At 76.1% G+C, this 16,416-nt stretch carries 1 protein-coding gene; it reads right to left on the reverse strand.

Annotation, left to right across the window (positions count from 1 at the left end; all coding sequences use genetic code 11):
• Positions 1–6 precede the first annotated feature (6 nt).
• A complete protein-coding gene (locus tag ACGF13_RS12615) occupies positions 7–16,362 on the reverse strand; it encodes a type I polyketide synthase (protein WP_392872710.1) in 16,356 nt (5,451 codons plus the stop codon).
• Positions 16,363–16,416: the final 54 nt, after the last annotated feature.

Consider the following 16,416-nt stretch of genomic DNA (forward strand, 5'->3'; position numbering starts at 1 on the left):
AGGAGGTCAGGAGAGGCCGAGTTCCTTGTCGAGCAGGTCGAAGATGTCGTCGCCGGTGGCCGATTCGAGCTCCCGATCGGCGTCGCGGTCCGCAGCACTACCGTCCGTTGCACTGTGTGCGTCACTCCATTTCGACAGCAGGCTCTGCAGGCGCAGCGTGATCTTCGTGCGCTCGACGCCGTCGGTGGTCGTGGTGAGAAGCAGGGTTTCGAGCTTGTCCAGCTCGCTGAGCACGGGCAGCGGCATGGCCACCGTGCCGGCGCCGTCGACGAGTTCGGCGACCAGGTGGTCCGCGAGCGCGGCGGGGTTCGGGTGGTCGAAGACCAGGGTGGCGGGCAGCCGCAGGCCGGTGGCCGTGTTGAGGCGGTTGCGCAGCTCGACCGAGGTCAGCGAGTCGAAGCCGATCTCCTTGAACGCGCGGTCCGGGTCGACCTCGGCGGCCGAGGCGTGGCCCAGGACCGCGGCCACCTCGGCGCAGACCGACTCGACCAGCAGGCGCCGCTGTTCGGCCTCGGCGAGGCCCGCCAGGCGCTGCTTGAGCGGGACTCCCCCGGCCGCGGCGGCGTTGGCGTCCACGGTACGGCGGGCGGGCGCGTGCACCAGGCCGCGCAGGACCTGCGGGATGCCGGAGGCGGCGGCCCTGGCCCGCAGCGCGGGCAGGTCGAGGCGGACCGGCAGCACGGCCGGTTCGACACCGGCGCGGGCCGCGTCGAAGAGCGCCAGGCCCTCCTCCGCGCCCAGCGGCGGGACGCCGCTGCGGGCCATCCGGCGCAGCTCGACCTCGTCGAGCCGGCCGAGCATGCCGCCCTCGTGGGCCCAGGGGCCCCAGGCCATCGAGGTCGCGGGCAGGCCCAGCGCCGCGCGGTGCTGCGCCAGCGCGTCCAGGAAGACGTTCGCCGCCGCGTAGTTGGCCTGACCGGGGTTGCCGAAGGCCGCCGCCACCGAGGAGAAGAGGACGAAGTCGGTGAGGTCCTGGCCGAGGGTGAGCTCGTGCAGGTGCCAGGCCGCGTCGACCTTCGGCCGCAGGACCGCGTCCAGCCGCTCCGGGGTCAGCGAGGACACCAGACCGTCGTCCAGGACGCCCGCCGTGTGGACCACGGCCGACAGCGTCCGGCCCTCCAGCAGCGCCGCGACGGCGTCGCGATCGGTCACGTCGCAGGCGACGACATCCGCCTCGGCACCCAAGTCGGCCAGCTCGTCCCGCAGTTCGGCAGCGCCCGGCGCGTCCAGGCCACGACGGCTGGTCAGCACCAGACTCCGCACCCCGTGCACCGTGACCAGGTGCCGGGCCACCAACGACCCCAGACCACCCGTACCACCGGTGACCAGCACCGTGCCCGCGGCGGGCGACGGCACCGTCAGGACGACCTTGCCGACATGCCGCGCCTGCCCGAGGAAGCGGAACGCCTCCGGCGCCCGGCGCACATCCCACGACACCGTGGGCAGCGGCACCAACGCCCCCTGCCCGAACAGCTCCACCAGATGCGCCAGCATCACACCGATCCGCTGCGGACCGGCCTCGATCAGATCGAACGCCTGGTACCGCACACCCTCGTGCACGGCCGCGACCGCCTCCGGCTCACGGACGTCCGTCTTGCCCATCTCCAGGAACCGCCCACCACGCGGCAGCAGCCGCAGCGAGGCGTCCACGAACTCACCCGCCAAAGCGTCCAGCACCACATCCACCCCGGCACCACCCGTAGCGGCCAGGAACGCGCCCTCGAATTCCAGCGTCCGGGAGTTCGCGATGTGCGCGTCATCCAGACCCGAGGCCCGCAGGGTCTCCCACTTGCCCGGGCTCGCCGTACCGAACACCTCGGCACCCAGGTGCCGGGCCAGCTGCACGGCGGCCATCCCGACACCACCGGCGGCGGCATGCACCAGCACCCGCTCACCCGCCCGCAGACCACCCAGGTCCACCAACGCGTAGTACGCCGTCAGGAAGACGATCGGCACGGAGGCCGCCTGCTCGAAGGTCCAGCCGTCGGGGATCCGGGCCAGGACCCGGCCGTCGGTGACCGAGCGGGGGCCGAAGCCGCCCGAGAGCAGGCCCATCACCCGGTCGCCGACCGCGAGCCCGGTGACCTCCGGCCCGATCTCCAGGACGACGCCCGCGCCCTCGATGCCCATCGGCCCGGCGTCGCCCGGGTACATGCCCAGGGCGTTCAGGACGTCGCGGAAGTTGAGGCCCGCCGCGCGGACCGCAACCCGGACCTCCTCGCCGACCAGCGGGCGGTCCGCTTCCGGGGCGGGGAGCAGTGCCAGGTTCTCGAAGGTCCCCTTGCGCGGGGAGTCCAGCCGCCAGGCGGCGGCGGTGGTCGGAACGGGCAGGGTGTCGGCGGACGGCCTGGCCACCCGGGGTACGAGCACCGCTCCTTCGCGCAGGGCGAGTTGGGGCTCGCCTGCGGCCAGGGCGGCGCCCAGAGCCGCGAGCGACTCCGTCTCGCCGTCCACGTCCACCAGCACCAGTCGGCCCGGGTTCTCGCTCTGCGCCGAACGCACCAGACCCCACACCGCCGCCACCGCCAGGTCCGGGCTCTCCCCCGCACCCACGGCCACCGCACCACGCGTCACCACGACCAGCCGCGAAGCGGCGAACCGCTCCTCCGCCAGCCAGCCACGCACCAGCTCCAGCACCCGCGCCACCACCGACCGGGCCGCCACCGCGACCCCGCCGCCAACGCCACCATCGGCAGCGCCGTCCACGACCGCGACCACGACCTCGGGCACCACGGCACCCTCGTCCACCGCCGCCGCCAGCGCGGCCACATCCGCCACCTGCCGCAGACCGCCCAGCACCGGCAGATCGGTCGCGCCGAGCACGGCCCAACCACTCGTCTCCGGCGTACCGGTGACGGTGACCGGGGTCCAGGCGAGTCGGTGCAGCGCCTCCGGGTGACCGGTGGCCGAGGCCTCCAGCGCGGCGGCCGAGACCGGGCGCAGGACGAGCGAGCCGATGTCGGCGACCGGGGCTCCGGAGCCGTCGGCCAGCTGGAGGGAGACCGATCCGCCGGAGCGGGTCAGGCGCGCCCGCAGGGCCTGGGCGCCGGCCGCGTGCAGGACGACGTCGCTCCAGGCGAACGGCAGCCTGCCCTGGGGGGCGTCCGCCCCCTCGGTACCGGCCTCGGCGGCCGCGCCCAGGCCGAGCGCGTGCAGCGCGGAGTCCAGCAGGCCCGGGTGCAGGCCGTAGCGGCCCGCCTCGGTGTGGTGTTCGGCCGGCAGGGCGACCTCGGCGAAGATGTCGTCCCCGCGCAGCCAGACGGCGCGCAGGCCCTGGAACGCCGGGCCGTAGGCGAAGCCGAGGTCGACCGCGCCCTCGTAGAAGCCGCTCGCGTCGACGGCCTCGGCGCCCGCCGGCGGCCAGACCGACAGGTCGAAGGGCTCCCGCTCCGGGGCGGTGCCGAGGGCACCGGCCGCGTGGCGGGTCCACGGCTCACCGGCGGGGGCGTCCTCCCGGCGGGAGTGCAGCTGGAAGGGGCGGCGGCCGGCGTCGTCGGGCTCCCCGACGGTGAGCTGGAGAACGATCCCTCCGCGCTCGGGCAGCACCAGCGGCGCCTCCAGCGTGAGGTCCTCCACCGCGCCGCAGCCGACCTCGTCGCCCGCCCGGACGGCGAGTTCGACGAAGGCCGTGCCCGGCAGCAGGATCCGGCCCTGGACGGCGTGGTCGGCCAGCCAGGGGTGGGTCCGCACCGAGAGGCGGCCGGTGAACAGGTAGCCGTCGGTGTCGGCCAGGGCGACGGCGGCGCCGAGCAGCGGGTGCCCGGCGGCCTCCAGGCCCAGGCCGGCCGGGTCGCCGGTCGGCAGGGCACGCAGCGTCGGCCAGTAGCGGCGGCGCTGGAAGGCGTAGGTCGGCAGCTCGACCGGGCGGACGCTCCGGCCGGCGGCGAGTGCCTGCCGGTCGGGGCCGCTGCCGGTCAGGCAGAGCCGGCCGAGGGCGGCCAGGGCGGTGGGCCGCTCGGGGCGGCCGGCGCGCAGCGCGGGGACGAACACGCCGTCCTCGACGCACTCCTGGGTCATCGCGGACAGCACGCCGTCCGGGCCGAGCTCGACGAAGGTGGTGACACCGTCGGCCGCCAGGGTGCGCATGCCGTCGAGGAAGCGGACGGCCTCGCGGACGTGCCGGACCCAGTACGCGGGCGAGCGCAGCTCCTCGGCGGTGGCCAGGTCCCCGGTGACGTTGGAGACGACCGGGATGCGCGGGGCACTGTACGTCAGGCCCTCCGCCACCCGGCGGAACTCGTCCGACATCCCGTCCATCAGCGGCGAGTGGAACGCGTGCGAGACGTTGAGACGCTTGGTCTTCTCGAACTTCCCGGCGATCGCGAGGACTTCATCCTCGTCGCCCGAAATCACCACGGAGGTCGGGCCGTTGATCGCCGCGATGCTCACGTTCTCGGTGAGCAGCGGCAGGACGTCGGCCTCGGCGGCCTTGACCGCCACCATCGCGCCGCCCTCCGGCAGCGCCTGCATCAGCCGACCACGCGCCGCCACCAGGGTGACGGCGTCGTCCAGCGACAGCACCCCGGCGACGTGCGCGGCCACCAGCTCGCCGATCGAGTGCCCGGCCAGGACGTCCGGCCGCACGCCCCAGCTCTCGTACAGCCGGAACAGCGCCACCTCGACGGCGAACAGCGCCACCTGGGTGAACTCGGTCCGGGCGAGAACGTCAGCGTCCTCACCGAACACGGCCTCGCGCAGCGGCAGTTCGACCCGCGCGCAGACCGCGTCGAAGGCGTCCGCGAACGCCGGGTAGGCCTCGTACAGCTCCCGTCCCATGCCCGGGCGCTGGCTGCCCTGCCCGGTGAACAGGTACGCCGTCCGTCCGCCGCGTGCGACGCCCTGGAGCACGTTCGCCGTGGTGGCGTCCTGCGCGAGGGCGTCCAGTCCGGCGAGCAGCTCGTCCCGGTCGGCACCGAGCACGACGGCCCGGTGCTCGTGCAGGGAGCGCGTGGTGGCGAGCGCGTGGGCGACGGAGTCGGCGGCGGGGGCGTCCGGGCCGGTCAGCTGGTCGCGCAGTCGGGCGGCCTGCTCGCGCAGGGCGTCCGCGCCGCGGGCCGACAGCAGCCAGGGCAGCGGAGCCACGCCGGCCGGTGCCGCGTCGGGCTCCTCGGCCGGGGAGGCGGCGGGTGCCTGTTCGAGGATGACGTGGGCGTTGGTGCCGCTCATGCCGAAGGAGGAGACGGCGGAGCGGCGGGGGTGCGCCGTCTCGGGCCAGTCCCGCGACTCCGTCAGCAGCTCGACCGCGCCGGCCGCCCAGTCCACGTGCGACGACGGTTCGTCGACGTGCAGGGTCCGGGGCAGCACGCCCTCGTGCATCGCCAGCACCATCTTGATGACGCCCGCGACACCGGCGGCGGCCTGGGTGTGGCCGAGGTTGGACTTCACCGAGCCGAGCCACAGCGGCTCGCCGGTGCGCTCCTGGCCGTAGGTGGCCAGCAGCGCCTGGGCCTCGATCGGGTCGCCGAGCCGGGTGCCGGTGCCGTGCGCCTCGACGGCGTCGACCTCGCCGGCCGACAGGCGGGCGGCGGCCAGCGCCTGGCGGATGACCCGCTGCTGCGCGGGGCCGTTCGGGGCGGTGAGGCCGTTGCTGGCGCCGTCCTGGTTGACGGCCGAGCCGCGGACCACCGCGAGCACCGGGTGGCCGAGGCGCTCGGCGTCGGAGAGGCGCTCCAGCAGGAGCATGCCGACGCCCTCGGCCCAGCCGGTGCCGTCGGCGGCCTCCGCGAAGGCCTTGCAGCGGCCGTCGTCGGCGAGGCCGCGCTGGCGGCTGAACTCGATGAACGCGCCCGGGGTGGCCATCACGGTGGCGCCGCCGGCCAGGGCGAGCGTGCACTCGCCGTTGCGCAGCGCCTGGGCGGCCAGGTGCAGGGCGACCAGCGAGGAGGAGCAGGCGGTGTCCACCGTCACCGCCGGGCCCTCAAGACCGAAGGTGTACGCCAGGCGCCCGGAGACCACGCTGGCCGCGTTGCCGGTGGCGAGGTGGCCCTCCAGGATCTCCTCGGAGGCGAACAGCAGGTTGGTGTAGTCCTGCATGTTGGTGCCGGCGAAGACGCCGGTCCGGCTGCCGCGCACGGTCTCCGGGTCGATGCCGGCCCGCTCGAAGGCCTCCCAGGAGGTCTCCAGCAGCAGGCGCTGCTGCGGGTCCATCGCGAGGGCCTCGCGCGGGCTGATGCCGAAGAACGCGGCGTCGAACTCCCCGGCCTCGTACAGGAATCCGCCCTCGCGGGCGTAGCTGGTGCCGGCGTTGTCCGGGTCCGGGTCGTACAGCGCCTCCAGGTCCCAGCCGCGGTCGGCGGGGAAGCCGCCGATGGCGTCGCCGCCGTCGGCCAGCAGGCGCCACAGCTGCTCGGGGGTGCGCACGCCGCCGGGGAAGCGGCAGCTCATCGCGACGATGGCGACCGGCTCGTCCGGGGCGCCGAGGACCGGGGCGGCCTCGGTGGACTCGGCGTCCGGGCCGAGGAGTTCGGCGCCCAGGTGGGCGGCGAGGACGGCCGGGGTCGGGTAGTCGAAGACCAGCGTGGCGGACAGCCGCAGGCCCACGGCCGCGTCGATCCGGTTGCGCAGTTCGACGGCGGTCAGCGAGTCGAAGCCCAGCTCCTTGAACGGGCGCCCGGCGAGGACCCCGTCGACGGAGTCGTGGCCGAGCACCGCGGCGGCCTCGGTGCGGACCAGGTCGAGCAGGATCCGCTCCCGCTCGGCGGCCGGGGCGCCGGCCAGCACGGCCCGCAGCCCGCCGGCCGCGCCCTCCTCGGCGGGGGTGGTGTCGGCCTGGGCCGCCACCGCCTCGGGCAGGTCGGCGAGCAGCGCGGAGGGGCGCACGGCGGTGAAGCCGGCGGCGAACCGGGACCAGTCGAGGTCCGCCACGGCGAGGGCGTCCTCGCCCGCGCCCACGGCCTGGGCCAGGGCGGCCACCGCCTGCTCGGGCGCCATCGGGCGCAGCCCGCGCCGGCGCAGGTGCTCGCCGCCGTCGGCGGCCATGCCGCCCTCGGCCCACGGGCCCCAGGCGACGGCGGTGGCGGCGAGGCCGCGGGCGCGGCGGGCCTGGGCGAGCGCGTCCAGGTGGGCGTTGGCGGCGGCGTAGGCGCACTGGCCGCCGCTGCCCCAGACGCCGGCCACGGAGGAGAAGAGGACGAAGGCGTCCAGCTCGGTGCCGTCCAGCAGCGCGTCCAGGTGGGCGGCTCCGGCGGTCTTGCCGGCGACGACGGCGGCGAACTCCGCCGGGTCGGTCTCGGCGAGCGGCGCGTTCTGGGCGACCCCGGCCGCGTGCACGACGGCGTTCACCGGGTGTTCGGCGAGCAGGGCGGCCAGGGCGGTGCGGTCGGCGGCGTCGCAGGCGGCGACCGTGACCCGGGCGCCGAGCGCGGTCAGCTCGTCGCGCAGCTCGGCCGCGCCGGGGGCTTCGAGGCCGCGGCGGCTGGTGAGCACGAGGTGCTCGGCACCGTTGGCGGCCAGCCAGCGGGCGACGTGGGTGCCCAGGGCGCCGGTGCCGCCGGTGACCAGGACGGTGCCGCGCGGGCGCCAGTCGGCGGCCTCGGTGCGCTCGGCCCGGACCAGGCGGCGGCCGAACGTACCGTTCGCGCGCAGCGCGACCTGGTCCTCGGCGGAGCCCGGCGCGAGCAGGGCGGCGAGGCGGGCGGCGGTGCGCTCGTCCAGGGCGGCGGGCAGGTCGACCAGTCCGCCCCAGCGGTCGGGGTGCTCCAGGGCGACCACCCGGCCGAGGCCCCACAGCTGGGCCTGGGCGGGGTGCTCGACCTGCTCGGCGCCCGACACGGCCACGGCGGCCTCGGTGGTCAGCCAGAGCGGGGCGGTCACCTCGGCGTCGCCCAGGGCCTGGACCAGCAGGGCGGTCCGCAGCAGGGCGGCGGACACGCCCGGGTGGGCGGGGTGCTCGGCGTCGTCCAGGGCGAGCAGCGACAGGATCCCGGCGAGGCCGTCGGCGGCCGCGTCGCGCAGCTGCTCGGCGAGCCGGGCCCGGTCGGATTCGGCGCCGAGCTCCAGGCGCCGAACGTCCGCGCCGGCCGCGGTCAGGGCGCGCTCGACGGCGGCCAGCCGCTCGGCCGCGCCGTCCGGGAGGCCGACGGGCGCGACGGTGAGCCAGGTGCCGCCGAGGCGGGCGGTGTCCGGCGCGCCGAGCGGCTTCCACTGGACGCGGTAGCGCCAGCCCTCGACGGTGGTGCGGGCGCGGTGCTGCCGGCGCCAGTTCGACAGTGCGGGCAGCACCTCGCGCAGGGCGCCGTCCGCGGACAGCTCCAGGGTGCCGGCGAGGGCCGCGACGTCCTGCTCCTCGACGGCCGTCCAGAACCGCTCGTCGCCCGGGGTGCCGGCGGGCGTCGCCGCTCCGGCGGCGGGCGCCTCCAGCCAGTAGCGGCGGGTCTGGAAGGCGTAGGTCGGCAGGTCGATCACGTGGCCGTCGCGCACGGCGGGCACGGCCGACCAGTCGGGGCCGTCGCCGTGGACGTGGGCGGTGGCGAGCGCGGCCAGCAGGCTGCGCTCCTCCGGGCGGTCGGCGCGCAGCGCGGGGGCGAACGTGCCGCCGTCGACGCAGTCCTGGCCCATGGCGGAGAGCACTCCGTCGGGGCCGAGCTCGACGAAGGTGGTGACGCCCTGGGCCGCCGCGGTGCGCATGCCGTCGAGGAAGCGGACGGCCTCGCGGACGTGCCGGACCCAGTACTCGGGCGAGCACAGCTCCTCGGCGGTGGCGAGGGCGCCGGTGACGTCGGAGACGACCGGGATGACCGGCTCGGTGTAGCTCAGGCTCTCGGCGACGGCCCGGAACTCCGCCAGCATGCCGTCCATCAGCGGGGAGTGGAAGGCGTGCGAGACGTTGAGACGCTTGGTCTTCTCGAACTGCCCGGCGATCGCCAGCACTTCGGCCTCGTCGCCGGAAATCACCACGGAGGAGGGCCCGTTGATCGCCGCGATGCTCACCTGGGCGGTCAGCAGCGGCAGGATCTCGGCCTCGGCGGCCTTCACCGCGACCATCGCGCCGCCCTCGGGCAGCGCCTGCATCAGCCGGCCACGGGCGGACACCAGCGCCACCGCGTCGTCCAGCGACAGCACACCCGCGACGTGGGCGGCCGCGATCTCGCCGATCGAGTGGCCGACCAGGACGTCCGGACGGACCCCCCAGCCCTCCAGCAGGCGGAACAGCGCCACCTCGACGGCGAACAGCGCCGGCTGGGTGTACTCGGTGCGGTCCAGCAGCTCCGCGTCGTCGCCGAACACCGCGTCGCGCAGGGGAAGTTCGACCCGAGCGCAGACCGCGTCGAAGGCCTCGGCGAACGCCGGGTGGGCCTCGTACAGCTCCCGGCCCATGCCGAGGCGCTGGCTGCCCTGGCCGGTGAACAGGAAGGCGAGCCTGCCGCCCTCGGCGGCGCCGGTCACCAGCCCGGCGGCCGTGCCGCCCTCGGCCAGCGCCGCCAGGGCGCCGCGGAAGGAGGCGAGGTCGTCCGCGACCACGACGGCCCGGTGGTCCAGCGCCGCCCGGGTGGTGCCGAGCGAGTGCGCGAGGTCGGCGAGGTCGACGTCCGGGTGGGTGTCGAGGTGGTCGAGCAGTCGGGCGGCCTGGTCGCGCAGCGCCTGCGCGGTCGCGCCGGACAGCAGCAGCGGGCGGCCGGAGACCCGGAGGGGCCGGACGGTGTCCACCGGCTCGACGGCGGGGGCCTGCTCGATGACGGTGTGGGCGTTGGTGCCACTGATGCCGAAGGAGGAGACGGCCGCGCGGCGCGGGCGACCGGTCTGCGGCCACGGCCGGGCCTCGGTCAGCAGCTCGACCGCGCCCGAGGCCCAGTCGATGTGCGGGGACGGCTCGTCGACGTGCAGGGTCTGCGGCAGCACGCCCTCCCGCATCGCCATGACCATCTTGATCACGCCGGCCACACCGGCGGCGGCCTGGCTGTGCCCGATGTTGGACTTGATCGAGCCGAGCCACAGCGGGTCCCCGCTGCGCTCCTGGCCGTAGGTGGCGAGCAGCGCCTGGGCCTCGATCGGGTCGCCCAGCGCGGTGCCGGTGCCGTGCGCCTCGACGGCGTCCACCTGGGCGGCGGTCAGTCCGGCGTTGGCCAGGGCCTGGCGGATGACCCGCTGCTGGGAGGGGCCGTTGGGCGCGGTCAGGCCGTTGCTGGCGCCGTCCTGGTTGACCGCGGAGCCGCGGACGACGGCGAGCACGGGGTGCCCGTTGCGCCGGGCGTCCGACAGCTTCTCCAGCAGTAGCATGCCGACGCCCTCGCCCCAGCCGGTGCCGTCGGCGGCGCCGGCGAAGGACTTGCAGCGGCCGTCGGCGGCCAGGCCGCGCTGGCGGATGAACTCGACGAAGACCGTGGGGGTGGACATCACCGTCACACCGCCGGCCAGCGCCAGCTCGCACTCGCCGTTGCGCAGCGCCTGGGCGGCCAGGTGCAGGGCGACCAGCGAGGAGGAGCAGGCGGTGTCGACGGTGACGGCCGGGCCCTCCAGGCCGAAGGTGTAGGCGACGCGGCCGGAGGCCACGCTGCCGGTGTTGCCGTTGCCGAGGTAGCCGTCGAAGTCCTCCAGGCCCTCGGAGACTCCGTACAGGCGGGCGCCGTAGTCGTGGTACATCGCGCCGACGAAGACGCCGGCGCGGGTGCCGCGCACGCGCTCCGGGGCGATGCCGGCCCGCTCGAAGGCCTCCCAGGAGGTCTCCAGCAGCAGCCGCTGCTGCGGGTCCATCGCCATCGCCTCGCGCGGCGAGATGCCGAACAGGCCCGGGTCGAAGTCGGCCGCGTCGTAGACGAACGCGCCCTCGCGGCGGAAGCGTCCGCCCGCGTGGTCCGGGTCGGCGGCGTAGACGGCGTCCGCGTCCCAGCCGCGGTCGGCGGGCAGCGCGGCGACGGCGTCGGTGCCCTCGGCGACCAGCTGCCACAGCTGCTCGGGGGTGCGCACGCCGCCGGGGTAGCGGCAGCTCATCGCGACGATGGCGATCGGCTCGTCGTCGGCCGCGGCGCGGCGGACGGCCGGGGCGGCCGGGGCGGTGGCGGCGGGGCCCAGCCCGGCAAGCAGGTGGCGGGCGAGCGCGGCGGGGGTGGGGTGGTCGAAGACCAGGGTGGCGGGCAGCCGCAGTCCGGTGGCCCGGCCCAGCCGGTTGCGCAGCTCGACGGACATCAGGGAGTCGAAGCCGAGCTCCTTGAAGGCCCGGTCGGCGTGCACCGCCTCGGCCGACCGGTGGCCGAGGGCCCCGGCGGCCTGGGTGCACACCAGCTCGGTGAGCAGCCGCTCCTGCTCGGCCGCCGAACGGCCGGCCAGCCGGCGCAGCAGCGGCGAGCCGTCGGCCTCGGCGCCGGCGCCCTGCGCGGCACGCCGGACGGGGGCCGGGACGAGCGTGCGGAACAGCGTGGGCAGGCGGTCGGCCTGGGCGCGCAGGACGGCCAGGTCCAGGCGGACCGGCAGCAGCAGGGCGTGCCCGGTGCGCACCGCGAGGTCGAACAGGCCCAGCGCCTCGGCGGACGGCAGCGCGTGCAGGCCCGAGCGGCGCATCCGGGTGAGGTCGGCGGCCCCCAGGTGGCCGGTCATGCCGCTGGCCTGCTCCCACAGGCCCCAGGCGAGCGAGGTGGCGGGCAGGCCGGCGGCCCGGCGCCGGGCGGCGAGCGCGTCCAGGAAGGCGTTGGCGGCCGCGTAGTTGGCCTGGCCGACGGCACCGAGGACGCCGGCGGCGCCGGAGTAGAGGACGAAGAGCGCCGGCTGCCGGTCGCGGGTCAGCTCGTCCAGGTGGACGGCCGCGTCGACCTTCGCGCGCAGCACCCGCTCCAGGCGCTCCGGGGTCAGCGCGTCCAGCATGCCGTCGTCCAGGACACCGGCCGCGTGGACCACGGCGGTGAGCGGGCGATCGGCGGGAACGGTGTCCAGCAGGGCGGCGAGTGCCGCGCGGTCGGCGGCGTCGCAGGCGGCGACCGTCACCTCTGCGCCCAGCGCGGCCAGTTCGTCGCGCAGCTCGACCGCACCGGGCGCGGCCTCGCCCCGGCGGCCGGCCAGCAGCAGGTGGCGGGCGCCGTGCTCGGTCACCAGGTGGCGGGCCAGCAGCGCGCCCAGGGTGCCGGTGCCGCCGGTGATCAGCACCGTGCCGTCGGGGTCCAGGGCGGACGGGCCGGCAGCGTCCTGCTCGGACAGCGCCCGGACCAGCCGGGGGGCCAGCACCTCACCGGCGCGCAGGGCGAGTTGGGGCTCGCCGGTGGCGACGGCGGCGGGCAGCGCGGCAGCGGAGCCGGCCTCGTCGTCCAGGTCGACCAGGACGAAGCGGTTCGGGTGCTCGGACTGCGCGGAGCGGAGCAGGCCCCAGACCGTGGCGTGCGCGGGCCGCTCGACGGCGTCCGCGTCGAGCGCGGCCACGGCGCCGCGGGTCACCAGCACCAGGCGGGCGCCGGCCAGGGGTTCGGCGGCCAGCCACTCCTGGGCGAGGGCCAGCGCGGCGGCGGCGGCGCGGTGCGCCTCCTCGACCTGGACGGCGGAGCCGACGGCGACCGGCGCGACCACGGTCTCCGGGGCGGCCTCCCCGGCGGCGACGGCGGCCAGCAGGGCGGCGAGGTCGGGGTACCGGACGGCGTCGGGCGCCACGGCCGCGTCGGCGCCGAGCACGGCCCAGCGGGCGGCGTCGGCCGGGGCGGCGGGCCCCTGGGCGGTCCAGTCGATGCGGTACAGCGGGGTGCGCGCGCCGCGCGCGGCGGAGTGCAGCCGCTCGACGTCGAGCGGGCGCAGGGTCAGCGCGTCGGCCGTGGCCACCGGGGCGCCGGTCGGGTCCGCGAGCGCCACCGAGACGGCGTTGTGCCCGGCCGGGGCCAGCCGCACCCGCAGGGCGGCGGCACCCGTGGCGTACACCCGCAGCCCGGTCCAGGCGAAGGGCAGCAGTCCGCCCTCCGCCCCGGGGAGCAGCCCGCCGAGGCCGGCCGCGTGCAGCGCGGCGTCGAGCAGGGCGGGGTGCAGCCGGAAGCGGCCGGCCCGGTCCTGCTCCTCCTGCACCGGCTCGACCTCGGCGAAGACCTCGTCCCCGCGCTGCCAGGCGGCCCGCAGGCCCCGGAACGCCGGGCCGTAGGCGAAGCCGCCGGCCGCGAAGCGCTCGTAGAGGTCCGCGACGGGCAGCTCGACGGCGCCCTGCGGGGGCCAGACGGCGAGGTCGAACTCCGGCACGACGGCGCCGCCCCGGGACAGGGCGCCGGTGGCGTGGCGGGTCCACGGCTCGTCCGTGCCCTCGGCGTCGTCGGGGCGGGAGTAGACCTCCACCTCACGGCGGCCGTCGGCGTCGGGCGAACCGACCACCACCTGCACCGCCACGCCACCCTGGGAGGGCAGCACCAGCGGCGCCTCCAGGGTCAGCTCCTCCAGCACGTCACAACCGGCCTGGTCACCCGCGCGAACGGCCAGCTCGACGAACGCCGTACCCGGCAGGATCACCGTGCCGGCCACCGCGTGGTCCGCCAGCCACGGCTGGGTCTGCACCGAGAGGCGACCGGTGAAGACGTGCCCGTCGCGGTCGGCCAGCGCCACCGCCGCACCCAGCAACGGGTGGTCGGCCGCGCCGAGACCGGCGGACAGCACGTCACCGATACCGCGCGTGCCCGGCTTCGGCCAGTACTTCTCACGCTGGAAGGCGTAGGTGGGCAGGTCGATGCGGCTTGCGGCCGGGAACAGCGGGGCCCAGTCGACGGTGGCGCCGTTGGCCCACGCCTCGGCGAGGGCGGTCAGGAAACGCTCCCGGCCGCCCTGATCACGACGCAGGGAGCCCTGGACCGTGGCCTCGGCGTTGGCGGCGTCGATGGACTCCTGGATGCCGACGGTCAGCACCGGGTGGGCGCTCACCTCGACGAACTGGGTGTGGCCGGAGGCGAGGAGGGACTCCACCGTGTTGGCGAACTCCACCGTCTGGCGGAGGTTGCGGTACCAGTAGGCGGCGTCCAGCGAAGCGCTGTCGATCAGTTCACCGGTCACGGTGGAGTGGAACGGCACCTCCGGCACGCGCGGGGCGACCGGGGCCAGCAGCTCCGCGAGACGGGCCTCGATGCGCTCGACGTGCGCCGAGTGCGACGCGTAGTCCACCGCGATGCGACGCGCCCGGATCTCCTGCCCGGTGCAGTGCTCCATCAGCTCGTCCAGGGCGTCCGCATCGCCGGAAACGACCACCGAGCTGGGGCCGTTGACCGCAGCGATCGAGATTCCCTCACGACCGGACAGCAGCTCGCGGACACTCTCCACGGGCAGCGGGACGGACACCATGCCACCCAGGCCCGACAGCTCGATGATCGCCTGGCTGCGCAGCGCCACCACCAGGGCGGCGTCTTCCAGCGACAGGGCACCGGAGACGGCAGCGGCGGCAATCTCGCCCTGCGAGTGACCCACCACCGCCGACGGCTCCACACCGTACGAACGCCACAGAGCAGCCAGGGAGACCATCACGGCGAACAGCACCGGCTGGACCACGTCCACCCGCTCCATCCACCCGCCGTCCTCACCCGCGACGACGTCGAGCAGCTCCCAATCCACATGCGGAGCAAGCGCCTTGGCGCACTCCTCCATCCGGGAACGGAACACCGGCGAGTCCGCGAGCAGCTCCCGGGCCATGCCCAGCCACTGCGAGCCCTGCCCCGGGAAGACCATGACGAGCTTGCCGCCGGCCCCGGAGCCGCGGACCACCGACGAGGTGTCCTCGTCCTGCCCCGAGGCCAACGCACCCAGCCCGGCGAGCAGTTCGTCCCGCTCCCCCGCCAGGACCACGGCCCGCTCGTCGAACCGGGCGCGGCCGTGGGCGAGTTCGGCACCGATGCCGGCGAGGGAGAGCTCCGCTCCGGCCTCCTGCACGAAGGCGGCCAGCTTGCCGGCCTGGGCGCGCAGCGCGGTCTCCCCGCGCGCGGACAGCATCCAGGGCAGCGGGCCGCCGGCCGCGGCGGCCCAGACGGCCGGACCCGCCTGGTCGGTCGAACCGGCCGAACCGGCCGACTCGGACGGCGCGTCGGCGGCGGCGTCCTCCGCCGCCGGGGCCTCCTCCAGGACGACGTGCGCGTTGGTGCCGCTCATGCCGAAGGCCGAGACGCCCGCCCGGCGCGGCTCGTCCGCCGCGGGCCAGTCGCGCGCCTCGGTCAGCAGTTCCACGGCGCCGCCGGACCAGTCGACGTGCGAGGTCGGGCGGTCGACGTGGAGGGTCTGCGGCAGCACGCCGTTGCGCAGCGCCATGACCATCTTGATGACGCCGCCGACGCCGGCCGCGGCCTGCGAGTGGCCGAGGTTGGACTTGAGCGAGCCCAGCCACAGCGGACGGCCGGCGGGCCGGTCCTGGCCGTAGGTGTCGAGCAGGGCCTGGGCCTCGATCGGGTCGCCGAGCACCGTGCCGGTGCCGTGCGCCTCGACGGCGTCGACCTGGCCCGCCGAGAGCCGGGCGTTGGCCAGGGCGCGCAGGATGACGCGCTGCTGGGCGGGGCCGTTGGGGGCGGTGAGGCCGTTGCTGGCGCCGTCCTGGTTGATCGCGCTGCCGCGCACGACCGCGAGCACCTGGTGGCCGTTGCGCTGCGCGTCGGAGAGGCGCTCCAGCAGGAGCATGCCGACGCCCTCGGCCCAGCCGGTACCGTCGGCGGCCTCCGCGAAGGGCTTGCAGCGGCCGTTGACGGCCAGGCCGCGCTGGCGGCTGAACTCGATGAAGGAGGACGGGGTGGACATGATCGTCGCACCGCCGGCCAGGGCCAGCGTGGAGTCGCCGTTGCGCAGCGACTGCACGGCGAGGTGGAGGGCGACCAGCGAGGAGGAGCAGGCGGTGTCGACGGTGACCGCCGGGCCCTCCAGCCCGAAGGTGTAGGCGAGTCGGCCGGAGAGCACGCTGGCCGCGTTGCCGGTGGCGAGGTGGCCCTCGGCGCCCTCGGCCTCGCCGGCGACGACCAGGCCCAGGTAGTCCTGGCCGGCGGTGCCGACGAAGACCCCGGTCTTTCCGCCCTTGAGCGCGGCCGGGTCGAGGCCGGCCCGCTCGAAGGCCTCCCAGGAGGTCTCCAGCAGCAGCCGCTGCTGCGGGTCCATCGCGAGGGCCTCGCGCGGCGAGATCCCGAAGAAGCCCGCGTCGAACTCCCCCACCGCGCGCAGGAAGCCGCCCTCGCGCGCGTAGCTGGTGCCGGCGTGCTCCGGGTCCGGGTCGTACAGCCCGTCGAGGTCCCAGCCGCGGTCCTCGGGGAAGCCGCCGATGGCGTCCCGCCCGTCCGCGACCAGGTCCCACAGTCGTTCGGGGGTGTCGATGCCGCCGGGGTAGCGGCAGGCCATGCCCACGATGGCGATCGGTTCGCGGCTCTCCGCCTGGAGGTCCCTCAGCTGCTGCTTGGTCTGCTGGAGGTCCGCGGTCACCCACTTGAGGTAGTCGCGAAGCGTCTCTTCATTCGCCATGCGGAGGGCCACCTCATCGGGGTGAGCGGGTCCTCCGGGCACGCACGCGCACAC

The organism is Kitasatospora sp. NPDC048286 (genome assembly GCF_043201735.1).
GTDB lineage: Bacteria > Actinomycetota > Actinomycetes > Streptomycetales > Streptomycetaceae > Kitasatospora.